The sequence below is a fragment of the Cupriavidus campinensis genome (assembly GCF_905397395.1).
GTDB classification, from domain to species: Bacteria; Pseudomonadota; Gammaproteobacteria; order Burkholderiales; family Burkholderiaceae; genus Cupriavidus; species Cupriavidus campinensis.
The window spans coordinates 50,130-75,023 of the sequence record NZ_CAJPVH010000016.1; the positions used below are offsets into that span (position 1 = coordinate 50,130).

A 24,894-nucleotide genomic window follows, 5' to 3' on the forward strand; every position below is an offset into this window, starting at 1 on the left:
CTCCCTGACATGAGCCAAGCCCTGATCCAGACCCTGAAGCTCGAAGCTGACGCCATCGCCGCATTTGGCCGCACTCTCGCCGAGGAGCGCGACACCATCAAACGCCAGGATTTCCAGGCGTTGAGCGAGCTGCTCAACCAGAAGATGGAACTGGCTCAGGGCCTCACGCGCGCCACCGCGGCGCGCGAAGCGCAGATGATTGCGCTGGGCCTGCGCGTGGGCCCGGGCGGCCTGCTTGTGGGCGGGCTGGTGGATGCGGCCGTGGCTGAGGCGTGGCGCAAGGTGGTGTTCTTCGCCAGCAAGGCCAAGGACGCCAACGAGTTGAACGGCGCCATCGTCAACGCCCACCTCGAATTCACGCAGGAAGCCATCCAGGTGCTGCGCCAGGGCGGCGCCGGCCCCAACGAGATGTATGGCCGCGACGGCCGCGCGCAGAACGCCGCAAGCGGCGTGAGCCTGGCGGCCGGCTGAGTTACATACGCATCACACCGCCGGTCCCAATCCGGCGGTAGTCAGAACCGGCCTACGCAAGGCTAGGTCATCGACCGATCCCGGCCGGCAGGCACCTTGCCTACATTGACAGTCAGGCGCATCCGCACGACACGCGCGGATGCCACCACTTTCTGTCTGGGAGGTGTCACTCATGTCCTTCGCGCTCTATCTCATCGGGCTCATGCTGCTTGTCGGCGGCATCGCCTGGGGCCTCAGCATCGCTGGGTTGGCTCCGGTTTATATCGGTATTGCCTGCTTGGTGGTACTGGGAATTGGAGTGATGTCGGCGGTATCGCGGACGCGGACTAAGGATCCGTCGTAGGGATGTGTCCGTCCAGGCTGGCGCGTCCCTGAGGCGCGCTCGGCCCTATGTCGCGTCAGTTGCGATTGGAGACGTCGGCTCCTCAGAACCCATGGCGTCAACGCACAGATTTGTTTTAGCCGTCCTCATTGCAACCCAGGCCTGATTCGATAATTTCACTGCTCATCACTGAAGATAAAGTCGTCCGCTTCCAGGTTGTGATCAAGCCTGTACTGCTCCTCCCACTTCCAAAAATCTCCCGGCGGGTCCGAATCGATACCCCTGTGCCAATACTGCTCACCATGAGCCAGTAGCATAGCAAAGTGATAGTCCAGTTCGTGTGCACGCACGACAATGGCCATATATCTATCTAGAGCGTGCTCTACTAAGGGTGAGTCCAGGACAAGGGACTTGGCTTCCTCCTCCGACTTACCCGCATACTTCACCATGATGGCCTGGATTATTGCCACCCAGGTACGGAAGTTAAAAACAACACTCTCTCTGGGATCGCGGTCGTTAACGATGACGATACCATCTACGATTTTGCTTTCCTCTATCACCTAGCAGTCTCCCTTTTTTGCTTTATCGAAAATCAAAGCCGCTTTCGCTGAAAATATAGCCATTTGACATCCCTTAGGGCTTGGCGGCACGCCACGACTTAATTTTTTAGGATTGCCGACCATTGGACCACTCACGGCATCATAATCATGGGAAAGCGTACCGTTGCGACCACGTGTCACGACGTCGGCCCACTCCGCATCCGCCGAACTAAATACCTTCACATTAAGACTCGCCAAATCTGAGTTCGGAACGACGAATTCGGTAATCGTCGGCTTAGCTTTTCGAAGCATCCAATCCTCAGCTTGTGCCCGCTCTGTCGTCACATAAAATCCCCCTTTGCCTGCGGGATTGAAGTCCAGCTTTCGACGCCCTTCAGACGGATCGATCGGTCCCTTGATGTTTCCTGCATGATAAAAAGTCGTCGTACTTTCATCAGCTGATAATCCCAGCGGATCAATATATTCCACTGGATTGGGCGCATACCCATACCCGTTCAGCCCTCCCCGAAGCCCAATCGGATCCCGGCTCACAAACCGCCCGCTTACCGGATCATAGTACCGGTGCCGGTTGTAATGGAGCCCGGTTTCCTCGTCGTAATACTGGCCCTGGAAGCGCAGTGGGTTGGCAATGCCTGCCTTGCGCGCCGCTTCGGAGATGACCTCGCGCGCGGCGCCCCAGGCCTTGTACTGCGCAGACCATGCAATCTCGCCGGTCTCGTCGGTCAACTCCTGGGGTGTGCCGAGGTGGTCGCACTGGTACCACGCGATGGCGTCGAACGGCCGGGGGGCGATGTCCTCGGTCCACAGCGGATCCTCATCGATGTCGTAGTCGCCCGCGTAGTCGGGCTGGCGATGCAGGGCGATGGCGTCATGGCGCACAGCCTGGGCCAGCGGTATGAAGCTGCCGGGCTCGTACAGATAGTGCGTGCTGCGGTCCGGCCGGCTTTCCCACGCCAGTTGGTCGCCGTCCCAGCCATAGAGCGTGACGCCCTGGGCGGAGGACGACTTGACGAGCCTACGCCCCAGCGCGTCGTAGATGTACTGCACTGACAGGTCCGCTTGGCGATAGCCGGCCAGCCGATTGAAAGCATCCCACGTGAAGGAGGCCGCCACGCCATGGTCCAGACGTCCGATGAGGTTGCCGCGTTCGTCCCATTGATATTGGGTGCCGGCGTATTGCCGGAGCAGGTTGTCCACCAGCCTCGGGCGGCCGGTCAGGCGACTATCGGTGGCCCGTCGTCCATGTGCCGGAGTAGCCTCATACAAGCGCGTATCGGGATCGTCGAGCAGGTTGCCGGCCGGGTCGAAGGCGAACGTTTCGCTGCCCAGTGCGCTGTGCGCAGCGAGCAGCCGGCCCACTGGGTCATAGCGATATCGCAGCGTGCCGCGCCGCATGTCGCGGATACCCGATAGCTGCCCGACCGCGTCGTACTGGTACTGGCGGTGCAGCAAGCGATGGCCCGCCCGGGCGCCCTCGATGTGGGATAGCGTCTGTTCCACCAGGCGCCCCGCCGGATCGTAGGCCTGCGCATGGGCGAGCCGGTTGCCCTGCGTGCGAAGCACCTCCCGGTGCAGGTCGTCGCGCTCCAGATGGACCAGTTCGCGGTCATCCAGCATCACGCCGTGCACGTGCCCCGCGCCGTAAGTCAGCGCGGCCACGCGGTGTCCGTCCGGACGGATCGTGGCGATGCGCTGGTGCAGCGCGTCTAACTCGTGCCGCCAGACCGCCACCAGCGGCTGCTCCAGGCACCGGTAGTGCTGATGTTCGCGCACCACATTGCCCGCGGCGTCGTGGAACCATTGCAGGCGGCTGTCCGCGTTCTCGGCCAGGATCATGCGGCCGTCGCCGTCATAGGCGAACGTCTCGGCCTGGCTGTGCCTGACCTGGCCTTGTCGATCCAGCTGGCCCGCCTCGCGGCGGATCAGGCGACCGGCTGCATCGAAGGCGTAGGTGGTTTGCAGTTGCCCGGCATCGACGCTCCGTGCCAGCCTGCCCGTGGCCGGCTCATGGAAGTGGCGCGTGGTCCTGCCGTCGAAGCCGGTTTCCTCCAGCAAACGCCCCACTGGGTCGTAGTGGAACTCGGTCCTCGCGTCGTTCTCGTTGACGAGCGCAATGAGCCGCCCGAGCTTGTCCCACTGGTAGCCGAGCGTGCGGCCCGCCGCATCGGTGCGCCCTGCTATCAGGCCGGCCTCGCTGTAGTGCCAGGTGGTACGCCGGTGCAGCGCATCGGTGTACGCCAGCAGCCGGCCTTCAGCGTCGCGCTCGAAGTATTCCGCGCGCCCATCGGGGTGGCTGACGCTGGCCAGTTGCCCGGCCTCGTACTGGTACTGGGTCGCCTCGCCTGCCGCATTCGTGAATGTCACCAGCTCGCCGCGTGCGCCGTACTGCCAGGTGCTGGTCTTGGCCGAGCAATCGGTGTAGCTGGCGAGCTGCCCCGAGGCGGTGTAGGCCAATTGCTTCCTCCCGCCCCGGGCGTCGAGGATCTCCACCAGCAGGCCTGCCTGGTTGTAGGCGTATTCGGTCTTGTGTCCGAGCGGATCCGTCTCCTCGATCAGGTTGCCCCGGTCGTCATGGCGGCGCTGCCACAGCCCGCCCTCGGCATCCCGGATGCCGATGAGTTGGTCGCCGTCGTCCCAGGCGTAGTGCACCGCGCTGCCGTCCGGGCGCAGGTGCTCGAGCAGGTTGCCGCGCCCATCGTAGGCGAACCTGTCCACGGCACCGTCCGTACGCACATGCCGCACAACATTCTTGGCGTCGTCGCGGAAGAACCATTCGGATCGTCCGTCGGGATGCCGGATCCGATAGGTGTAGCCGAGGATGTCGTAGTAATGCGAGGTTTCGTGGCCGAGCGCGTCGGTCACGCAGGTCACGCGGATGTCGGGGTCCCACGCCAGGCGGATGTCGAAACTGCCGTCATCGGCCCATTCGCGCACCGCCCGGGCATTGGGGCCGTCGCCGTGCCACTGCAGGTTCGTGCCGCGTCCGGTGCGGTCCGTGTAGCGCGTGAGCAGGTGATGCCGGTAGGTGTAGTCCCAGTGGGCGGCGTTCTCGTCCTGCGCCATCACGAGATCGCCCGCGCCGTCGTAGGTATAGCGCGAGAGCTGCCGCACAAGCTGGCCGTCGGCGATCTGCCACAGTTCGGCAATGCGCCCGGCCGCGTCGGGGCGGACGCCGATGTGGGCCATCGTCGCCGTACCTTGATAGGCGATCACATCCGACAGCACGGTGTCGCCGTGAACGCGATGGTCATAGTGCAGCGCCACGCCCGCGCCGCTGCGCAGCTTGATGCCGGTCAGGCGGAAACGCTGCCCGTGGCGGCGGTAGGTCTCCTCAGCTTCGAAACCCCGGGCGAGCGTCAGCGCGTTCTCCGACACCCGCACAAGCGTGATGTTCTCGATCGGATCGTGGTGGAACTTGCCAATCTCGGGGAGCGGATATGCATGGCTGCGGCCATCGCCGGCGTGATACACCACGCCCTTGGACACCTGATCGAAGCGGGTGGTGTACGGGGTGATCCAGCGCGCGCCGCATGGGTTCAATACACCGGTGTCGTAGGCGGCGAGGCTCGAGCGGTAGGTACGCGTCCAGGCAAGCGGCAACTGTCCCGGCAGGATGAAATCGGTGTGCGACAGCGTCTCGTCGCCGGTGGCGAAGCTGATGCTGCGCCGGCTGCCGGAGGGTGCCGGGCAGTTTCGGCAGCCGGGGCTGCCCCGTGCTGGCGCCTGACGGCCGATGGCGCCCAGTTCGCCATCCTGCGCGCGTTGCCGTGCCTCGCTGGTGTACTTCGGATGGACATTGGCGCTCTGGCCGGCGCGCCGCTTCTGGCGCCATCGCGCCACCGCCTGGCTGAGTATCGCCAGCAGCCAGCCGAGGCTGTGCGTGGCTTGCGGGTCGGCCAACTTCGCCAGTTGCGCCCGCAGTGTCGGGCCCATCTCGCGCAGGGCGCCCGCGCTGGCGGCCACCTGCTGCCGCATCTTCTCGGGCATCGCGAGCCGCACCGCCGTGTTGGCCACCGCCTTGCCCGACGCCTTGTGGGCATCCCACACCGCACCAAAGATATTGCCGATGGCCGCCCGGGGATCGTTCAGCAACTGCTCCGCCGCAACGCCGGCTTGCGTGCGGGCCGACCGCGCGTTGCCGGCGGCGTCGAGCCGGCCCAGCGCGACGGCTTCCATCCCGCCGGCAATCTCGCCCAGCAGCCTCTCGCCCAGGGCGCCGGCATCTTCCAGGATGCTGCCCAGCTTCGCCTGCGCCTGCTGCACAAAATCGTCAAGCTCGCCGATGATGGTGGCGTTCAAATGCCCGACCAGCACCTCGATCAACCCATCTCCGAGAGCAGCCGTGGCGGCGTGGCGCAGTTCCTGACGAACCAGCGCGAGCGTGGGCCGCAGGCTCATGCGTGCCGCTGCCATGCCCGGTGGCAACGGCAGGACGCCGATCAGGTTAATCCCCAGGCTGGCCCAGTCGAACACATCGCGCGAGCGGCTGCGCATCAGCGCGAAGATGTCGTTGAGCGCATCGACCAGTGCCATGATGTTGCCCACCACGGGCAAGCCGCCGGCCACGGCCTGGATGCGCGCCAGCGTCACCAGCCCGCCACTGGCCTGCCGCAGCCACGCATCGACCTGCGCGGCACCCCGGCCCACATCCTCCACGGCGATGGTATTGAGCGGGGCCACTACTGTCTCGGGCGGGCGCGGAGCAGGTGAAGGCGTCGGTTGGGACATGGCTGGGCGTGATGGCGATGGAGGGTTTCGGCGGGAATCAGGAGACAAATCCCGGCGTGGTCATCGAAGGCCGGGCGGGATGCGATACGGCCTTGGCCAACGCCGGCACCGCCATCGACGTCGGCATCGCGATCGGCATCGCCTGGCCCAGCAGCGCCTGGGCGCCGGACAGGCCGAATGCCGCAAGCCCATCGGGAAGGCCCTTGACCGCCGTGGTGAGCTGTTGCGCGATCTGCAGTGCCTGGCTGGTCTCGCTGGCCCGGCTGGCGGCAGCGAGCACCTGCCCGGCGACAAACCCGGCGGCGCTGTCGGCCATCGCGCTGGCGCCCGCCTGCCCTGCCGCGCGCGGCGACCATGTCGGCTGGCCGACATGACTGGCCTCGACCCAGGTATCGGCGGGGTCCTTGCCAAAGCGCACCGTGGCAGGGCCCGGTGCAAGCCCGCCGACGGCCGCGAAGCCCTTGGCGTTCAAGCGGCCGGTCACGGCCTTGCCCAACGCGTCCTCCACGCGGAACTCCCCACCGATGCCGGTGCGGTTGGCGTAGTGGTTGAACAGTTCGAGATTGCCTTGCCCGGGCTTGCGCGGCGGCGGGAACGCCGCGGCACCGCGCTGTGCCGTGATCAGGGCATAGCTGGCGGTGCGAATGACATACGCGGCGCCGGTGCGATGCGTGATGCCGCCCGCGTCATAAGTGGTACTGCTGCCGCCGCCGCTGATGACGAGCTGCTGCCGGGCCGACAGCGTGATCCGGTCGGCGGTGGCCGTGATCCCGATCCGGGCCAGCAGGTTGATGCTGTCGCGCAGCGCGCGCAGGTCGATGTCGCCGCCGGCCGCCACCAGCCGCCACCCCATGCTCTGGATAAAGATCCGCACGCCCCGGCTCGCGCTGGCCAGCAGCCGCTTGCCCACGGCCAGGCTGGTATGCCCGCCGCTGGTGAGCGCCAGATGCTCGCCCGAAGCAAGATGCGTGGAGCGCGCCGTGGTGGCCTCGATGCCGGCCGGGCTGGCAAGCACAAGGTGCGGCGCGGCCAGTTCGGGAAAGCTGCCGGCATCCGCGTTGGCGACCCCTGTGCCGTGGATGTCGTCGTTCTGCTGCTGGATGGCGCTGGCCACTTCGGCCTGGTCGGCCGCGTCCTGCGCCGCGTGCTGCTGCGCCAGCGCGGCCAGCGTTTCCTGCTGTGCACGGGCCACCGCCAGCCGCTCCACGGTCTCGCCCAGGTCCTTGTGATGCGCGCTGGCGTTGGCACGTCGCTCGGTGGTCAGCAGCATGCCGTGGGCGCGCACTACGCCCTGGCCGTCCGTGCGCAGCTCGAAACCCTCGCCCCGCTTGTCCTTGCGCCCGGCGCCGTGCAGCACGCGCGTCAAGAAGCCGAGGCCAAGCCATGAGGTCTGATGGTCGCTCTGCAACTGGGTCTGGATTTCTCCCTGGGTATCGTCCTGGACAAAGGCGTTGGCGCGCTCGCCATGCAATTCCTTGCTGACAAAGCCGGACAGCGCGTGCTGCGCCGGCAGGGGCCACTGCGGCATATTGAGGCGGTTCGGTACGCGGCCGGTGACGATGGGACAATCGGGATCGCCATTCAGGTGCTCGACCACCACCTCCTGGCCGATGCGCGGCACGTGCACCGCCCCGAAGCGATTGCCCTGCCACGCCGAAGACACCCGCACCCAGCATGAGCTGTTGGCGTTGCGCTGGCCGATCCGGTCCCAATGCATCTGGATACGGATGCGCCCATACGCGTCAGTCCACGTCTCCTCGCCCTCCGGCCCTACCACCGTGGCGGTCTGCGGGCCACTGGCGCGCGGCTTGGGCTGCGTCCGCTCGGGCCGGAACAGCACGTTCGTCGGCTGCGCCGTGAAGGCGACCTCGCAACGCCACTGCTGGCCGATGCCCGACGCTTCGGGCACATCCTCGATCTCCAGATCGGCGCCGAGGATCAGGTACTCGCGATTTGCCCTGTCCTGGACGAAATGGCTCAGCTTGAACGTGCACCCTGGCACCATGGCGCGCACGTGGCCCCGTCCGCTCGCCCGGCTGCCGTGCTGGCGGAGGGCCTCCATCCGCAGCCCGGCGACATGGCCGCCTTCACGCCACGGGTCGTTGTCGGTGGCGGGCTGGCCATGATCGCCTGGATATTCATAGACCTCTGCCTCGGCATGCGCGGTGTCGAGTGGCGCCGCCGAGCGCACCGCGAGATCCGCGCCTGGCTTGACGAAATCGTAGTCGGAACTGGCCCATTGGCCGGACACGAGGCGGTCGTGCAGCACGAACGCGTGCAGGCATTCCTCGTCGATGCGGTCCGCGCTGCGCTGCCAGCGAATGGTGTGGTAGGCGGCGCTGCTGTACGGCGCGAACGCACTGTTGGCATCGGTCAGCACCAGCCGGTGCTTGCCGTCGCTGTGCGCGATGTGCCAGGAGATGCCCCATTCCTGGGTCAGGCGCTGGAAAAAATCGAAGTCGCTCTCGCCGTACTGCACCTGGTATTCACGGCTGGGATAGCGCGCCGCGTCGACGCGCCATTCCACGGGGAAGGCGTAGGCGCAGAGCAGCGCGTCGAGGATCTCGACCACGGTTTGTTGCTGAAAGACGCGGTAGTCCGTCGTCAGCGTGGCCAGCCAGAGCCACGGGCGCAGCGTCAGGCAGTAAGCGATCTGCCGACCCTGCGGGATCGGGCCGCGCACGCCGGTAATCAGCCCCGTGATCTCCCGCGTGCCCGCGCCGATGCGGCCAGATGGCCCGGCGCCGCTGCCGTCGAGTTCAATCGCAACCGTCAGTTCCTGGCCGCGCAGCGCGTGCGTGTCGAGGTTCGCCGCCGGGCCGGACGGCGCGTGCCGCGCGTCGGGGGTTTTCAGTTCCACTTCGTATTCGAACAGCTCGCACAGCCGCTCCGTGCCGGACAGCCGCGAAAACACCAGCGCCGGTGTACCCATCAGCGTGGGCAGACCGGCGCAGCGGACAGAGACGGTACGGGACGGCAGCGGCGATGGCTCGCGCATATCGGAGCGGTCGATACAGGATGAAGGCTGGACGGCGGTATGCGCCGGCTTGCCGCACGGCGCAGCAAGCACAATGCGGCGAAAGGCCCGCATCATCGAATATGACAACTTCGAAAGTGCGCTTAGATATACTTCAATGAGATCTGCATGACTCGAGATGGCAGCCAGGAGCGTGCGGTGTTAAGGAACCGGCGGCCCATGTTGCGGATCGTGCGCCGGGCTCTATACACTACAAGCGTCCCGGCCCCCCCTGAAGGTGATCGCCCCCATGCTCGAGGCCCTGCGAAATACAACAAGCGCGCTGTTCGACCCCGATCGCCGATTCCGCCAGGCCCGCATCTTCCACGCCACGCGCGTGGCGCTGGCCCTGCTGGTGTCCATCGCGCTGACCACCGGCATCAACGTGCCGCATGGCGAATGGGCGTCGATCACGGTGCTCGTGGTCATTGGCGGGCTCCAGCATCACGGCAATATCCGCCGCCGCGCCGCCGAGCGCGGGGTGGGCACGCTGATCGGCGCCTTCGTTGGCCTGTTCCTGATCCTCCAGGAAAGCTACTTCCGTATTCCGCTGCTGACCTACCTGCTGATCGCCGTGGCGTGCGGGTATGCGGCCTACCATGCGGTCGGCAAGGGGGGATATATCGCGCTGCTGGCCGGCATTACGGTGGTCATCACGGCCGGCCACGGCGACCAGAACGTCTATGACGCGCTCTGGCGCACCGTCGATGTCATGATCGGCACGGCCATCGCGCTGGTCTTCTCGTTCGCGCTGCCGGCCTATGCGTCGTATTCGTGGCGTTTCAAGCTCGCCGGGCTGCTACGCGCCTGCGCGGCCGTCCACGCCAAGATCGAACGGGGTTTTGCGGATGAGAGCGAGCGCCAGCAGGCCATGATGAAGCTGGGCCCGCCGCTGGTGCAGCTGCGCAGCCTGATCCCCTCGGTGGCGAAGGAAACCGGCACGCCGCCGGCGGATCTGGAGGAAGTCCAGCACTGCGCGCGGGTGTGCATCAGCGCGCTGGAGATGCTGGCGACGATTCCGCCCGAGAGCATGGATGCCTGCGGAGAGGAGCACTGCATCCGCGACCTGCTGCTGGAGATGGCCAGCGCGCTGGAAGCCGGCGACGAGACCATGGTCCGCCAGAACATCACCCTGCCAGCGCCGCACCCGGACGATCCGTCCATCGGCCATAGTTCGTTTGCGTTCCTGACCCTGCAGCTGTCGGCCGAGCTGGGCCATCTGCGCGACCATCTGTCCCAGATGGCGGCGCAGCATCACTTTCCCTACGCCACGCGCTGAGCCGGGTTACTTCCGGTCCGTCAGCGCGATGCGCATGGCCAGCGCGCCGAGTACCGTTCCCATCACATAGCGCTGCGCGCGCAGCCATCGCTCGCTGCGCGACAGGAACGCGGTAATCCCGGACGCCCCCATCACCAGCAGGAAGTTCACCGCACCGCTGACGCCGATCTGCACCGCGCCCAGTTGCAGGCTCTGCCACAGCACGGAGCCCTGCTCGGGATGCAGGAACTGCGGGAAGAACGACAGGTAGAACATCGCCACCTTGGGATTCAGCAGATTGGTGACAAAGCCCATGCTGAACAGCTTGCGCGGCGGATCGGCCGGCAGCACGCGGGCCTGGAACGGCGCCGCGCCGCCGGGGCGCACCGCCTGCCAGGCCAGCCAGAGCAGATAGGCCGCGCCGGCCAGCCGGATGGCATCGAAGGCGAACGGCACCGCCATCAGTAGCGCGGTCAGCCCCAGCGCGGCGGCCATCAGGTGGACCACAAACCCGAGCAGCACGCCCGCCAGCGAGACCAGCCCAGCCGCCCGGCCCTGGCACAGCGCGCGGGACACGCAATAGATCATGTTGGGCCCCGGGGTCAGCACCAGGACAAGGGCGGCCAGGGCAAAGAAGGCCAGGTCGTGCCAGTCGAGCATGTCGGATTTCCTTCAAAAAGGGCGACTTCGGGGGATCGGGCCATTATAGGAACGGGTGCCCTCGTCGAGTGGATACAGATGCGCATGGCTTTCGGCCGCATCTGTACAGCACCGGCCGCCGTGTCGGACAAACTCGCCTTGCCGGGGCACCGCTGATGGGCCACATTGGGGCCACATTGGTCTGTGACGCCTCCTTGCCTCCCATGCCCATCCTCGACACCCGCATCCGGCACGTCCTTCAACACCCCGGCCGCTTCATCCTGACCACGCTCCGGGAATTCCGCGCCAACCAGGGCCTGCTGCTGGCCGGGGCGGTGGCGTACTACGCGCTGCTGTCGATCGTGCCGTTGCTGATCCTGATGCTGATTGGCCTGTCGCACGTGATCGACCCGGCCCGGCTGCTCGATACGCTGGCGCGCTACCTGGAATGGCTGCTCCCGGGGCAGTCACGCGCGCTGGTGGCAGAACTGGCGCGCTTCATGGAGCACCCCGCCCTCGGCTGGGTGCTGCTGGTGACGATGATCTTCTTCAGTTCGCTGGCCTTCACCGTGCTCGAGAACGCCATGTCGGTCATCTTCATCCATCGCGTGGCCATCCGGCGGCGCCATTTCCTGGTCTCGGCCATCCTGCCCTATTGCTACATCCTCGTGCTCAGCGTGGGGCTGCTGGTGGTGACACTGGTGGCGGGCGGGCTCCAGACCATCGGCGAGCGGCACCTGGAGGTGCTCGGCCATGACTGGTCGCTGGACCGCCTGTCCGGCACCCTGCTCTACCTGCTCGGGCTGGCTGGCGAGATCCTGCTGCTGACCTCGATCTACCTCGTCATGCCGGTAGGCCGGCTCTCGGTGCGCCATGCACTGGTGGGGGCGGTGTTCGCCTGCGTGCTCTGGGAGGTGTCCCGCCACGTGCTGGTCTGGTATTTCGCCACGCTGTCCCAGGTGGGGCGGGTGTACGGCTCCCTGACCACGGCCATCGTGGTGCTGCTGAGCCTGGAGATCGCCGCCACGCTGCTGCTGTTCGGCGCGCAGGTCATCGCCGCCGTGGAGCGCTCCGGCGCCGACCCGGCGCCGCAAGGCTTCCACACCTAGCCGCCAATCGGCCATTTGGCGGTAGATAACCGACAATTGCCGGATTTGTCGGCATGATGGATGACACAAACAACTTCGACATCTGAATGCCTTTGCATACATCCGCGCAAAAACCGCAATGGTTCGCCCCTCCCGACACCAAAAATAAGGCAAAATTCGGGTCTTGCCCCCGGCTGTGACCCACCCGGGGCATTTTCCAACCTGATTCTTGATGCGAGATAAGCAATGAGTACCCAGCAGCCAACCATCATCTACACCCTGACCGACGAAGCTCCGCTGCTGGCGACCAGTGCCTTCCTGCCCATCATCCGCACGTTCGCCGCCCCGGCTGGCGTGAACGTCGAAACCAGCGACATCTCGGTGGCGGCCCGCATCCTGGGCGAATTCCCCGAATTCCTGACCGAAGACCAGCGCGTGCCGGACAACCTGGCCGAACTGGGCCGCCTGACGCTGCTGCCGGATACCAACATCATCAAGCTGCCGAACATCAGCGCCTCGCTGTTCCAGCTGGTCAGCGCCATCAAGGAACTCCAGTCGAAGGGCTACAAGATCCCCGACTACCCGGAAGATCCGAAGAACGACGAGGAAAAGGCCATCCAGAAGCGCTACTCCAAGTGCCTGGGCAGCGCCGTGAACCCCGTGCTGCGCGAAGGCAACTCCGACCGCCGCGCGCCGGCCGCCGTGAAGAACTTCGCCCGCAAGCACCCGCACAGCATGGGCGAGTGGAGCATGGCTTCGCGCACCCACGTGGCGCACATGAAGCATGGCGACTTCTACCACGGCGAAAAGTCGATCACGCTGGACCGCGCCCGTGAAGTGCGCATGGAACTGGTCACCAAGAGCGGCAAGACCATTGTCCTGAAGCCGAAGGTGGCCCTGCTGGACGGCGAAGTCATCGACAGCATGTTCATGAGCAAGAAGGCCCTGCTGGCCTTCTACGAAGAACAGATGGAAGACGCGCGCAAGACCGGCGTCATGCTGAGCCTGCACGTGAAGGCAACCATGATGAAGGTGTCGCACCCGATCGTGTTCGGCCACGCCGTGAAGGTCTTCTACAAGGACGCCTTCGCCAAGCACCAGAAGCTGTTCGACGAACTGGGCGTGAACGTGAACAACGGCCTGGTGGACCTGTACACCAAGATCGAGGCGCTGCCGGAGTCGAAGCGCGAAGAAGTCATCCGCGACATGCACGCCTGCCACGAGCATCGCCCGGAACTGGCGATGGTGGACTCGGCCAAGGGCATCTCGAACCTGCACGCACCGAACGACGTGATCGTCGATGCCTCGATGCCGGCCATGATCCGTATCGGCGGCAAGATGTGGGGCGCCGACGGCCGCACCAAGGACACCAAGTGCCTGATCCCGGAATCGACCTTCGCCCGGATCTACCAGGAAATCATCAACTTCTGCAAGACCAACGGCGCCTTCGACCCGGTGACGATGGGCACGGTGCCGAACGTCGGCCTGATGGCCCAGAAGGCCGAAGAGTACGGCTCGCATGACAAGACGTTCGAGATTCCGGAAGACGGCGAGGCCCGCATCGTCGACAACGCCACCAATGAAGTGCTGTCGGCGCTGACGCAGAAGGTCGAGCAGGGCGATATCTGGCGCATGTGCCAGGTCAAGGACGCCCCGATCCGTGACTGGGTGAAGCTGGCCGTGACGCGCGCCCGCAACTCGGGCACGCCGGCCGTGTTCTGGCTGGACCCGTACCGTCCGCACGAGGCCGAGCTGATCAAGAAGGTGGAAACCTACCTGAAGGACTACGACACCAACGGCCTGGACATCCAGATCATGTCGCAGGTGCGCGCCATGCGCTACACGCTGGAACGCGTGATCCGCGGCCTGGACACCATCTCGGTGACCGGCAACATCCTGCGCGACTACCTGACCGACCTGTTCCCGATCATGGAACTGGGCACCAGCGCCAAGATGCTGTCGATCGTGCCGCTGATGGCTGGTGGCGGCCTGTACGAGACCGGCGCCGGCGGTTCGGCACCGAAGCACGTGGCCCAGCTGGTGGAAGAGAACCACCTGCGCTGGGATTCGCTGGGCGAGTTCCTGGCCCTGGCCGTGTCGCTGGAAGAGCTGGGCATCAAGTCCGGCAACGTCCGCGCCAAGGTGCTGGCCAAGACGCTGGACGCCGCCACGGGCAAGCTGCTCGACAACAACAAGAGCCCGTCGCCAAAGACCGGCCAGCTCGACAACCGCGGCAGCCAGTTCTACCTGGCCATGTACTGGGCCCAGGAGCTGGCCGCGCAGAAGGACGACGCCGAACTGGCCAAGACCTTCGCACCGCTGGCCAAGACGCTGACCGACAACGAGAAGACCATTGTCGGCGAGCTGTCGGACGTGCAGGGCAAGCCGGCCGACATCGGCGGCTACTACATGCCTGACTTCGACAAGCTGGATGCCGTGATGCGCCCGAGCAAGACGCTCAACGCGGCCCTGGAGGCCGTGAAGGGCTGATGACCGCCCCCTCCGCCCCGGCACCCGGGGCGGAACCGCCAGAACGGCCGGGCCCGCGCAACCGCGTGGACCTGGCCGTTTTGCATTGACCACCACACAAGCCACATCGTGCAGGAATCCCCGCACTCCCTCGCCGCCGCCGGACTCGACAGCGCCGCCTTCCACGCGCTGGCGGACGCGCTCGACCAGGCGTTCTGCATCATCGAGGTGATTTTCGACGGCGACCGGGCAATCGACTACCGCTTTGTCACGGTCAACCACGTGTTCGAGGCCCAGACCGGGCTGCATCAGGCGCAGGGCCGCAATATGCGCGACCTCGCACCCGGGCACGAGGCCCACTGGTTCGAGATCTATGGCGAGGTGGCGCTGCGCGGCCATCCGCGCCACTTCGTCGAGCAGGCGCGCGCGCTGGACCGCTGGTTCGAGGTGCACGCCTTCCGCGTGGGCGATGGCGTCCGCCCGCTGGTCGGCGTGCTGTTCCGCGACATCACCGCCCGGCGCGAGGCCGAGGCGGCGCTGCGCAAGACCGAAACCCAGGCGCAGCTGGCCGTGGCCATCGCCCGGCTCGGCACCTTCCGGCAGGACACCGAAACCGGGCTGGTCTATATGGATGCGCGCATGCGCGAGTTGCGCGGCGGCGGCGAGGCCGAAGTCATGCCGCTGGCCGAGACCCTGCAACGCGTGCACCCCGATGACCGGCCCCGGCTGCTGCAGGCCGTGGAAACCGCCATCGCCACGGCCGACGAAAGCGGCGGCGGCGGCTTCGAGGTGGACTACCGCATCCTCTGGCCCGACGGCAGCGAGCACTGGCACGCGGCCAACGGGCAGGTCGAGTTCGAGGGCGAGGGGCGCAGGCGGCACCAGGCCAGCGTGCTGGGTACGGCACTCGACATCACCGTGCGCAAGCAGGCCGAGGCCATCCTGCGCGAGGCCGACGCGCGCAAGGACGAATTCCTCGCCACGCTGGCGCACGAGCTGCGCAACCCGCTGGCCACCATCCACAACGCGCTCCAGCTCCAGCGCGCCGATGCCGCCCGGGTGGACGCGCCGCGCCTCCAGGCCATGCTCGACCGCCAGGTGGAGCACATGATGCGGCTGATCGACGAACTGATGGAGGTCTCGCGCATCACGCGCGGCGTGATCGAGCTGAAGCATGAAGCGCTCGACTTCGCCGACGTGCTGCGCAATGCCGTGGAAGCCGCCCGCCCCGCCGCCATCCAGGCGGGCCACGTGCTGACGCTGCAGCCCGCCGACGGCCCGCTGCCGGTGCACGGCGACGCGGTGCGGCTGGCGCAGATCCTCGGCAACCTGCTGGCCAACGCGGTGCGCTACACCGATCCGGGCGGCCGCATCGACGTGCACGCGTGGCGCGATGCCGCCGGCATCCACGCCGCCGTGACCGACACCGGCATCGGCATCCCGCCCGGGCATCTGGGGCGGCTCTTCGCGCTGTTCGGCCAGTTCGACAAGAACGCGCCGCGCTCGCAGGGCGGGCTCGGCATCGGGCTCGCCACCGCGCGCAAGCTGGCGCAGATGCATGGCGGCGACGTCCAGGCCGCCAGCCCCGGCCCGGGGCTGGGCAGCACCTTCACCGTCACCCTGCCGGCCAGCGACGCCCCCGCCGCGGCCGACGACGCGAAAAGCCGACCCGGCTCCCTGCCCAACCCGGTGCGCGTGCTGGTAGTGGATGACAACCGCGACGCCGCCGACAGCGTGGCGATGCTGCTGGACATGTACGGCGCGACCGCGACGGTGGCCTACGATGGCGCGAGCGCGCTGGAGTCCCTCGCCCAATGGTGGCCGGACGTGGTGCTGCTGGACCTCGGCATGCCTTCAATGGATGGCTACGAGGTGGCCACCCGCATCCGCCAGACCTGGCCCGATCGACCGGTGACGCTGGTGGCGCTGACCGGCTGGGGCCAGGCCGCCGACCGCGACCGCACCCGCGCGCATGGCTTCGACGCCCACCTCGTGAAGCCGGTGGGGCTGGACGCCCTGCTGGCGCTCCTTGCCGGCTGCGGCGGCGCTGCATCGCCCAAATAGGCCCCATTCGTCACACGTTACGCCGATGGTCTATGGTGATAAGCCCAGGACCCAGCGGAGCGAGTGCCATGGCATACATCGACGGATTCGTGCTGGCCGTGAAGACGGCCAATCGGGAAACCTACCGGCAAGTGGCGCAGAAGGCGTCTACCGTGTTCAAGGAACACGGCGCGCTGAAAGTGGTGGAATGCTGGGGCGACGATGTGCCGGAAGGCAAGGTCACCTCGTTCACCATGGCCGTCCAGCGCAAGGACGACGAGACGGTGGTGTTTTCGTGGATCCTGTGGCCCTCGCGCGAGGCGCGCGACAAGGGCATGGCCGCCGCGATGGCGGACGAACGGCTCAAGGAGGGCATGGACCCGATGCCGTTCGACGGCCAGCGCATGATCTTCGGCGGCTTCGAGGTCATCGTGGATGCCTAGTGGATGCCGGGTAGCAAAGTGCGCTCCACGGCCTCGGTGAGCGCCTGCAGCACCCGGCTGTCCTCGTCGGCCTTGCGCGACACCAGCGAGATCTGCAGCGTCGGCGCGTCGGCCCCCAGCCGCACGCGCCGCACGGGATAGCGGTCGCAGACCGTCGGGTCCATCAGCTGCACCACGGAGACGCCCAGCCCCGCGCTGACCATGGCGACGATGGCGATCACGCTGTCGAACTCCATCGCACTGCGTTTCTCCGGCATCACCCCGTGCACGTACCGCGCCGCCATGGCGCCGGTGACGGTGGCGCGGTCGTAGCGGATCCAGTCGTAGCGGGCGAGCAGATCGGCTGCGCTGGCCTCCCCCACGTCCGGCGGGGCGATCAGCACCATCTCCCGCGTGCCCACAGGATGCCAGCGCAGGCTCGCCACGCGGCCGGCTTCGGGCCGGGCCACCACCGCCGCATCGAGCTGCCCCGCCTTGACCAGATCCAGCAGCCCGGCGCTGCGCCCGCGTACCGGCCGCACGCGCAGCTTGGGATAGTGGTCGCGCAGGTGGCGCAGCGTGCCCGGCAGCAGCACCGGCTGGATCGACTCGATCACCCCGAGCCGGACCGAGCCCTCCACGGCCACGGACACCCGGCGCCGCAGCGCATGGAGGTAGCGCAGCCCGCCCTCCATGGCGGCGGCCACCTCGTGCGCTACGGCTGTGGGCCGCACCTGCAGGCCGGAACGGTCGAACAGGGGCTGGCCGACGTACTGCTCCAGCTGCTTCATCTGCATGCTGACCGCGCTCGGCGTGAGGTGCATCGTGGCGGCAGCCGCCGCGAACGAGCCCTCCTCGATCACGGCGGCAAGGGTGGCGAAGGTCTCCAGCTTCATCAGTTTTCCTTATCAGCGACGTCAAGGAACGTCACTTTTTCTTAGCTGTGCGGAAGCTTAGACTGGCTGCACGACGTCATGCAAGGCGCTCCGCCGGCGCCCGCATCCGACGTCCCTTCCATAAGACTCCGAGACACCGCCCCCATGACTGCCGATCACCCTACTGATCACCCAGATCACCCCCCCTATCGCCCCACCGCGTGGCTGGCCGCCGATGCCGACCGCGACACCTCCTGGATCCAGCGCCTCTCCGCCGCCGAGATCGCCAGCTTCGACGCCGCCCTGCACCACGCCAGCGCGCTGGACAAGCCGCTGCTGGAGATGACCGCCGATGACTTCCCGCTCGATGCCGCCGCGCGTGACGCGCTGGCCCGCGCCATCGACACCACGCAGGGCCGCTGGGGCATGTGCCTGGTCAAAGGCTTTCCCGTGCACCGCTGGACCGAGGACGAGACCCGCCTCGCCTACTGGGGCATGGGCCTGCACATGGGCGTGGCCCGCACGCAGAACCGCGCCAGCGACTTCATGAACGATGTGCGCGACGTGGGCGCCGCCTACAAGAGCAAGAACGGCCGGGGCTACAACACCAACGCCGGCCTCGACTTCCACACCGATTCCTGCGACGTGGTGGGCCTGCTGTGCCGCCGCGCCGCCCGTACCGGCGGCGCGAGCAAGGTGGTCAGCTCGATCGCCCTGCGGGACGCCATGCTGCGCCGCCGCCCGGACCTCGAAGCCGTGCTCCACACCCCGTTCCACTACAGCTACCAGGGCGCGCAGGCCCCCTCCCAGCCGCCGCACTATGCCTGCACCATCCTCGGCAACCATCCGTGGGCGTTCGCCATGCGCACCAATCGCAAGAACGTGGTGGCCGCCCAGCGCGACTTCGACGATGTGCCGCGCCTGACGCCGGCCCAGGAAGCCGCCCTTGACGAACTGGACACCCTGCTGACCGACCCGAGCCTGTGCTTCTCGATGCAGCTGGAGCAGGGCGACCTGCAACTGCTGAACAACTACGTCACCGTGCATTCGCGCACGAACTTCGAGGACTACGAGGAGTTCGACCGCAAGCGCCACCTGCTGCGGCTCTGGCTGGCCGTGCCGGGGGCCCAGCCGCTGCCCGATGAGTGGGCCGACTACTTCACCGACGTCCGCGCGGGCGCGGTGCGCGGTGGCCTGCGCGGCAGCGCGCGCAGCGCCGCGTTTGACGCCTACGAGCGCCGCCAGGCCGCCGCGCTGGGCATGCCGCTGATGCCATGGGCGCCGGCCACCCGGCCCGCCACGGCCTAGGCGCCAGCATCGCCCCACAAAAAATACAAAGATAAAAACGGAGACAACCATGGAACGACGCGATTTCCTCGCGCTGCTGTCGGCGGCGCTGATCCTGCCCCCGGGTCTGGCGCGCGCGGCGCCGGCCGTCACGAAAGTCCTCGTCGGCGCCACGCCGGGCGGCGGTACCGACATCGTCGCGCGCTCGCTCTCGGCGGAGCTGGAGCAGCGGCTCAGGCATCCCTTTATCGTCGAGAACCGGGGCGGCGCGGCCGGCAATATCGCGGCCATTGCCGTGGCCAAGGCGGACCCCGATGGCGGCACGCTGCTGCTGAGCTACACCAGCCACGCCATCAATCCGGCGCTGTTCGAGAAGAAGCCGTTCGACGCCATCAAGGACTTCACGCCGATCTCGCTGATCGCCAGTTCGCCGCTGATCCTGGTGTCGCGCCCGGACCTTGGCGTCACCAACCTGCGCGAGCTGGTGGCGCTGGCGAAGGCCAAGCCGGGCAAGCTGAGCATCGCCGTGGCTGGCGTGGGCAGCGCCAACCATCTGGCGGGAGAGATGCTCAAGCACGAGGCTGGCATCGACATCGTCAGCGTGCCGTACAAGGGCGCCGGCCCGGCCGTGGCCGATGTGGTGGGCAGCCAGGCCGACCTGCTGCTCGGCAACGTGGCCACGGTGCAGCCGCTGCTGGCGGCCGGCAAGCTCAAGGGGCTCGGCGTAAGCAGCCCGCAGCGGCTGCCGGCGTTCCCGGACCTCGCCCCGATTGCCGATCTCGTGCCGGGCTTCGACTACAGCTCGTGGTATGGGCTGCTCGGCCCGGCCGGCATGCCGCCGGATCTGGTGCGGGAGCTGGAGACGGCAGTCCGCGCTGCCGTGGCGGCGCCGGCCATGCGCAAGCGCTTGCAGGGGGAAGGTCTGGTACCGGTGGGGAACAGCGCCGCCCAGTTCGCGCAGTTCCTGCAGGCGGAAATGGCGCGATGGGCGAAGGTGGTGGCCGTCACGCACACACGCGTGGCGTGAGCCAGCAGATGGGGATTGCGGGGGACGCGCCGCTGACGGTTAGCGGAAGCTGACCGTCACCTCGTTGCTGCGCCCTTGCAGCGACGGCGCCAGACCGCCGCTTCCCGGCACGCGGAAGGCGAACACGAAGCCCTTGCTGGCATCGTCACCGACGAAGGCGTTGGTCTTGCCCTCGGCGCCCGGCAGCATCACGCAGCGGTCGGCATTGCAAAGGTAGGCTTGCAGGTCCGGCGGCGGCACGCGTGTGAAGCTGTAGCGCCAGCGCACCGCAGTGATGACGCCAGCCGACTGGGGCAGCACCCCGCCCGGCACGATCGGCGCGGACAGCGCGCGCTGGCCCCGGTTCGCAATCATCGGGCCTACCGCCGAGCCGGTCCAGGCATGGCGCGACGGGCCGATTTCGAGCGTCGCCTTCGTCAAGCCCTGCGCCGCCAGGATCGCCGGCAAGAAGCCGCAGAGCGCGGCCACCGTCATCGACAGCCAGGCTCGCATTACAACAGGCCCCGCAGCTGGTTGCGCAGGCGGGTAATCGCCTGGCTGCGGATCTGGCACACGCGCGACTCGGTCACTTCCAGCACCGCGCCAATCTCGCGCAGGTTCAGCTCCTGGTCGTAGCACAGCGACAGCACCAGCTTCTCCCGCTCGGGCAGCTTGTCGATGGCGCGGATCAGCGCCTCGCGCATGCCGGACTCCATCAGCACGGTCAGCGGGTTGGCGTCGTCGGTCACGCCAAGGTGGCGGTCCAGGAAGTCTTCCTCGCCGGAACGCTCGAAGTCCTCGTAGTGCAGCAGCTGGCAGCCGTAGACCTCGTTGAGCAGCTCCTGGTACTCGTCGAGCGGCATGTCCAGTTCCTTGGCCACCTCGGAGTCGATCGGCGTGCGGCCGAGCTTCTGTTCGAGACCGCGCTGGGTGCGCTCGATCTTGCGCGTGAACTGGCGCAGGCTGCGCGACTGCCAGTCGTTGGCGCGCACCTCGTCGAGCATCGCGCCTCGGATGCGCTGGCTCGCATAGGTCTCGAAGCGCGCGCCATGGTTGTCTTCATAGCGCTTGGCGGCATCGAGCAGGCCGATCATGCCGGCCTGGATCAGGTCGTCGATCTGGACACTGGCAGGCAGCTTGGCCGCCAGTTGCAACGCGATCCGTCGCACCAGCGGCGCATGTGACTTGACCACGCCTGCCTGTTCGAGCTTTCCCTGAATCGTATACATGGTGGAATTCTCGGTAAGAACTTGGTTCGGTGCCAGCGCCCCGCCTGGCATGGTGGCCTGCGGGGCGGACTGGCTGGCTGAGTGTCGGTCCGGTTGTTGCGACTTCTTGTTCTGTTGTCAGGCGGGAACGGCCGCGGCCATTCCCGGAGAGACTGCTTCCTGGCGCAGCGGCCATGCCCCGATGCCGCTGGCCACGTGGCGCAGCGCGCCGGTGGCTGCGGCGGCCGGATAGGCCTCCACGACGCAGCGGCCCAGTTGCAGCGCGCGCGCCACCAGCGGGTCCAGCGGCAGGTAGCCCGCCAGGCTTGCCTCCACGCCCAGGTACTGGCTCGCCGTGCGGGCCAGGTTGCGCGAGAGGGCCATCACCGTCGCTTCCTTGTCCGCCATGTTGACGATCAGCTGGAAGTGACGGCATGCGAATTCATGGTGCAGCCGCTTGATGCAGGCATAGGCTGCGGTGATCGACGTGGCCTCGGGCCGCATCACGATCACGAAGTTGTGCGCCGCGCCGGCCATGGGCGACAGCGCGCCGGTCTCGCTCGACTGCGCATCGACCAGCACCGTGCGGATGCCCGGCAAGGCGCGGTCGTCGATCTGCGCGCCGGCAGGCACGTTGCCGGCCGGCAGCACCGCCACGCCACTGGCAGCGCGGGTGCCGAGCGCTGCGTCGAACGGCATCCGTCCGCCCAGCACATCGGCCAGCGTGGCCTTCGGCGCCGCGCCGGCCAGCCGGATAGCGCGCGCGGCGGCGCGGTCTTCATCGGCCAGCAGCACGCGTTCGCCCTGCATGGCGAGCGCGTTGGCCAGGCCGAGCGCCACGGTGGTGGTACCGGCGCCAGCCTCGCAGCCCACCACGGCGATACGCCGGGTGACGCGCGGTGCCAGCATGCGGCGCAGGCTTTCCGCCTGGTCGGAGCCCATCAGGTTCAAGGCTTACTCTCCTGCCGGGGCCAGTTGGCGCGCGGCACTGGCGCCGATGGCGTCCATCGCCTGGCGTGCCGCGTCGGGCGTGTCGTCGAAAGCCGGCGCCGGGGCCGCGTTGCGGCCCGGGTAGTTCTCGAGCACATCCAGCAGCGCCAGCAGGCGGCCCATGCCTTCGTTGAGCACGGCGCCGGACACCGGCGCGTTGACGCGGGCGGAAGCACGGCCTGCCAGGCGCGACAGGAACGCCGGGGCCGTCGGCGTGGGGTTGTGTTGCAGGCGCAGCGCGGTCAGGCCGAGCTGCACCGAGACCAGCGTGCCGAGCGTGTCGCCATCGCCCTCACCGTCGCCCTCGTTGCCCTGCGCGAAGTGCTCCATCGCGTGGCGCAGCGTGCGGAACTGCTCTTCCGCGTGGTGCGTCCACTGGGCCCAGCGGGCCACCTGGGCCGCCACGTCGGCCAGCGCCGGGTCACACAGCACGTAGTCCACGGACAGCATGTCGCCGGTTTCGCGATCCACCAGACGGGACACCACGAGGCAAGCCTCGGTGCCGGCTTCGGCACCGGCGCCCTGGCCACGGCCACGCGCGGCGGCGCGCACCTGGCCTTCGGGTACGCGCACCATGCAGTGGCCGAGCCAGTGCACGGCATCGCGGTCGCGGCAGGTGGTGTCGCCGATGGCGAGGAAGGTGAGCGTGTCTGCGATGGTGTCGAGCTTGTTGGCAGCGCCGTCGGCAATCACCCGCGTGGTCTTGCGCGTGCCGGCCACCCAGCGCTCGCCCAGTTGCTGCCAGCGCGCCAGCGTGGCGGCGGACGGCAGCGAGGCATTGAGGTTGACCACGGTGCGGGCAGCGGCCAGCGTGGCGCGCACGGTGGCGGCTTCGGCTTCCGCCTCAGCCTCGGCCATCGACTGGCGCGTGCGGCCGGCGGGCACCACGGTGGTGGCCAGCGGCGTGCCGTCACGGTCGGCCAGCCACAGCGTCTGCTGCAGCAGTTGTGGGGCGCGGCGGCCCGGCACGGTCTGCGAGGCGGTGCCGGTTACGGCGAGTACATAGCGGTCGCACGCGCGGCTGGCGTCGCGGCACATCGACAGGCGCACCTGCTGGGCCATCTGGCGCAGCGCCGGCGCACCGGCCCCGCGTTGCTGCCACAGCGAGCGGGCCACGTCGAAGCCGTACTGCGCGCCGTTGAGTTCCTCCACGCATACGCCCACGGCGTTGGCGCTGTCGGTCAGCGAGCGCAGCACGTCGTCGGCGCCGGCGCGCTCGGTCTGGGCCGGCTCGGCGGCGCTGGCCTGGCGGCGCGCCACATCGGCATCGGCGAACAGCGAGCCACGGCGCGGCGTCAGGAAGGCACGTTCGACCAGGGCATCGGCCTGGGCCAGTTCGAGATGCTCCGGCACGCGCTGGCCGGTGGAGGCGTAGAACACGGGCAGGCGGTGACGGATCACCACATCGAGCACCGAGCCGAGGTGGGTGGCTTCGTCCAGCTTGCTGATGATGCAGCCGTCGATGCCGGCGGCGTCGCCAGCGGTGTCGTTACGGTAGGCGTGCACCACTTCATTGAGGGTGTCGCCGTGCGCGGCGCCGTTGAGCAGCAGCACACGCTGCATCGGGGCCTGCACGCCAGCCAGCATCGAGATCTGGTCGGACAGGCTGCGGTCGCGCTGGCTCATGCCCACCGTGTCGATGATGACGAGGTGCTTGTCCTTCATGGCCGACAGCGCGAAACGCAGGTCGGCGGCGTCCTTCACGGCATGCACGGGCACGCCGAGGATGTCGCCATAGATGCGCAGCTGCTCGTGCGCGCCGATCCGGAAGCGGTCGGTGGTCAGCAGCGCGAGCTTGCCGGGGCCGTGGCGCAGCACGAAGCGCGCCGCCAGCTTGGCGGTGGTGGTGGTCTTGCCGACGCCGGTCGGGCCAATCAGCGCGAGCACGCCGCCCTGCGCGAACAGCGTGTCCTCATCGGCCAGCACCGGCACCTTGCGAGCCAGTTCCTGGCGGATCCAGGCCATCGCGGCCGGACGGTCCGTGCCCACGGGCAGGTGGGCGAGCAGCGTGCGCGAGAGCTGGCCCGAGAAGCCGGCGTTGACGAGCCATTCGAACAGCGACTCGCGCAGCGGGTCGCCAGCGGCCACGCCGGCGGGCGTGTTAGCCAGGCCGGCGAACTGGCGCTCCAGCATGCTGCGCATCGAGGCCAGCTCGCCGCGCAGGTCGCCGAGTGCGGCCGGCTCGGGGGCGTCCGCGGCCATCATCGACGGCATCTGCGCCATCGGTGCCGGTGCGATCTGCGACATCGAGGGCAGCGAGCCCATCGGGCTCATCGCGCTCATCGGGTTCATCGCCAGCATCGGCGCGGAAGGCGATGATGGCAACGAAGGCGCGTACGGCTGCGCCGTGGCACTGACGGCGCCCAGGTCCGCATCGCGCATCGCCACGATCTCCACGCCGCCCTCGACGGCCCGGTTGGACAGCACCACGGCGTCGGGACCCATGGCCTCGCGCACCTTGCGCATCGCTTCGCGGCCATTGGCCGCCACAAACTTTGCCACGCTCATGTTC

General features: G+C 67.7%; 18 protein-coding genes. 9 read left to right on the forward strand and 9 right to left on the reverse strand.

All coding sequences use genetic code 11. The features are described from left to right. Positions 1 to 9 precede the first annotated feature (9 nt). Together KHO18_RS11990 and KHO18_RS11995 are read left to right on the forward strand one after the other, a co-directional pair. Entirely contained in the window at positions 10 to 471 is a 462-nt protein-coding gene (locus KHO18_RS11990; RefSeq protein WP_211943258.1) for a flagella synthesis protein FlgN, read from the forward strand. A gap of 172 nt (positions 472 to 643) precedes the next feature. Next, positions 644 to 814, forward strand: coding sequence for a hypothetical protein (locus tag KHO18_RS11995; protein ID WP_177219943.1), 171 nt, complete (start codon positions 644 to 646; stop codon positions 812 to 814). A 155-nt stretch (positions 815 to 969) separates the two neighbouring features. Here the strand turns inward: KHO18_RS11995 and KHO18_RS12000 are convergent, their stop codons facing one another. From KHO18_RS12000 to KHO18_RS12010, 3 genes are all read right to left on the reverse strand, one after another. Continuing rightward, positions 970 to 1,353, reverse strand: coding sequence for a hypothetical protein (locus KHO18_RS12000; RefSeq protein WP_211943259.1), 384 nt, complete (start codon positions 1,351 to 1,353; stop codon positions 970 to 972). Then, entirely contained in the window at positions 1,354 to 6,009 is a 4,656-nt protein-coding gene (locus tag KHO18_RS12005) for an RHS repeat-associated core domain-containing protein (protein WP_244844727.1), read from the reverse strand. 109 nt (positions 6,010 to 6,118) lie between these two features. Beyond that, the gene (locus KHO18_RS12010) at positions 6,119 to 9,175 is read right to left on the reverse strand and encodes a type VI secretion system Vgr family protein (protein ID WP_244844728.1); all 3,057 of its coding nucleotides are present in this window, start codon (positions 9,173 to 9,175) and stop codon (positions 6,119 to 6,121) included. Positions 9,176 to 9,347: 172 nt separating this feature from the next. Here KHO18_RS12010 and KHO18_RS12015 point away from each other — a divergent pair, with 172 nt between their 5' ends. Further along, positions 9,348 to 10,376: an FUSC family protein gene (locus tag KHO18_RS12015; RefSeq protein WP_144199910.1), complete on the forward strand. Its 1,029-nt coding sequence runs from the start codon at positions 9,348 to 9,350 to the stop codon at positions 10,374 to 10,376. 6 nt (positions 10,377 to 10,382) lie between these two features. Here KHO18_RS12015 and KHO18_RS12020 read toward each other — a convergent pair whose 3' ends face one another. After that, positions 10,383 to 11,015, reverse strand: coding sequence for a LysE family translocator (locus KHO18_RS12020; protein WP_144199908.1), 633 nt, complete (start codon positions 11,013 to 11,015; stop codon positions 10,383 to 10,385). A gap of 203 nt (positions 11,016 to 11,218) precedes the next feature. Between KHO18_RS12020 and KHO18_RS12025 the strand changes: the two genes are divergently transcribed. The 4 genes from KHO18_RS12025 to KHO18_RS12040 all read left to right on the forward strand — a co-directional run bounded on the left by KHO18_RS12025 (position 11,219) and on the right by KHO18_RS12040 (position 17,037). Continuing rightward, positions 11,219 to 12,103 (forward strand): YihY/virulence factor BrkB family protein, encoded by an 885-nt coding sequence (locus tag KHO18_RS12025; RefSeq protein WP_144199906.1) that lies wholly within the window; start codon positions 11,219 to 11,221, stop codon positions 12,101 to 12,103. A gap of 225 nt (positions 12,104 to 12,328) precedes the next feature. After that, positions 12,329 to 14,572, forward strand: coding sequence for an NADP-dependent isocitrate dehydrogenase (locus KHO18_RS12030; protein WP_144199904.1), 2,244 nt, complete (start codon positions 12,329 to 12,331; stop codon positions 14,570 to 14,572). A gap of 108 nt (positions 14,573 to 14,680) precedes the next feature. Then, the gene (locus KHO18_RS12035) at positions 14,681 to 16,615 is read left to right on the forward strand and encodes a hybrid sensor histidine kinase/response regulator (RefSeq protein WP_144199902.1); all 1,935 of its coding nucleotides are present in this window, start codon (positions 14,681 to 14,683) and stop codon (positions 16,613 to 16,615) included. Between the two features lie 68 nt (positions 16,616 to 16,683). Continuing rightward, complete coding sequence (locus KHO18_RS12040; RefSeq protein WP_144199900.1) at positions 16,684 to 17,037, forward strand: DUF1428 domain-containing protein; 354 nt, start codon at positions 16,684 to 16,686, stop codon at positions 17,035 to 17,037. Here the strand turns inward: KHO18_RS12040 and KHO18_RS12045 are convergent. After that, the gene (locus KHO18_RS12045; protein ID WP_211943261.1) at positions 17,034 to 17,912 is read right to left on the reverse strand and encodes a LysR family transcriptional regulator; all 879 of its coding nucleotides are present in this window, start codon (positions 17,910 to 17,912) and stop codon (positions 17,034 to 17,036) included. The two genes, KHO18_RS12040 and KHO18_RS12045, sit on opposite strands and share 4 nt — an antisense overlap. Positions 17,913 to 18,056: 144 nt before the next feature. Between KHO18_RS12045 and KHO18_RS12050 the strand changes: the two genes are divergently transcribed. Then, positions 18,057 to 19,199, forward strand: coding sequence for a TauD/TfdA family dioxygenase (locus KHO18_RS12050; protein ID WP_211943262.1), 1,143 nt, complete (start codon positions 18,057 to 18,059; stop codon positions 19,197 to 19,199). A gap of 49 nt (positions 19,200 to 19,248) precedes the next feature. Further along, positions 19,249 to 20,205 (forward strand): tripartite tricarboxylate transporter substrate-binding protein, encoded by a 957-nt coding sequence (locus tag KHO18_RS12055; RefSeq protein WP_144199894.1) that lies wholly within the window; start codon positions 19,249 to 19,251, stop codon positions 20,203 to 20,205. A 39-nt stretch (positions 20,206 to 20,244) separates the two neighbouring features. Here the strand turns inward: KHO18_RS12055 and KHO18_RS12060 are convergent, their stop codons facing one another. The 4 genes from KHO18_RS12060 to flhF all read right to left on the reverse strand — a co-directional run bounded on the left by KHO18_RS12060 (position 20,245) and on the right by flhF (position 24,890). Continuing rightward, a complete protein-coding gene (locus KHO18_RS12060) occupies positions 20,245 to 20,697 on the reverse strand; it encodes a flagellar protein FlhE (RefSeq protein WP_244844730.1) in 453 nt (150 codons plus the stop codon). Further along, positions 20,697 to 21,413, reverse strand: coding sequence for an RNA polymerase sigma factor FliA (locus tag KHO18_RS12065; protein ID WP_144199892.1), 717 nt, complete (start codon positions 21,411 to 21,413; stop codon positions 20,697 to 20,699). Before KHO18_RS12065 ends, KHO18_RS12060 begins: the two co-directional genes overlap by 1 nt. 117 nt (positions 21,414 to 21,530) lie before the next feature. Continuing rightward, the gene (locus tag KHO18_RS12070; RefSeq protein WP_144200069.1) at positions 21,531 to 22,334 is read right to left on the reverse strand and encodes a MinD/ParA family ATP-binding protein; all 804 of its coding nucleotides are present in this window, start codon (positions 22,332 to 22,334) and stop codon (positions 21,531 to 21,533) included. Between the two features lie 12 nt (positions 22,335 to 22,346). Then, positions 22,347 to 24,890 (reverse strand): flagellar biosynthesis protein FlhF, encoded by a 2,544-nt coding sequence (flhF, locus tag KHO18_RS12075; protein ID WP_211943263.1) that lies wholly within the window; start codon positions 24,888 to 24,890, stop codon positions 22,347 to 22,349. Between the last annotated feature and the right edge of the window lie 4 nt (positions 24,891 to 24,894).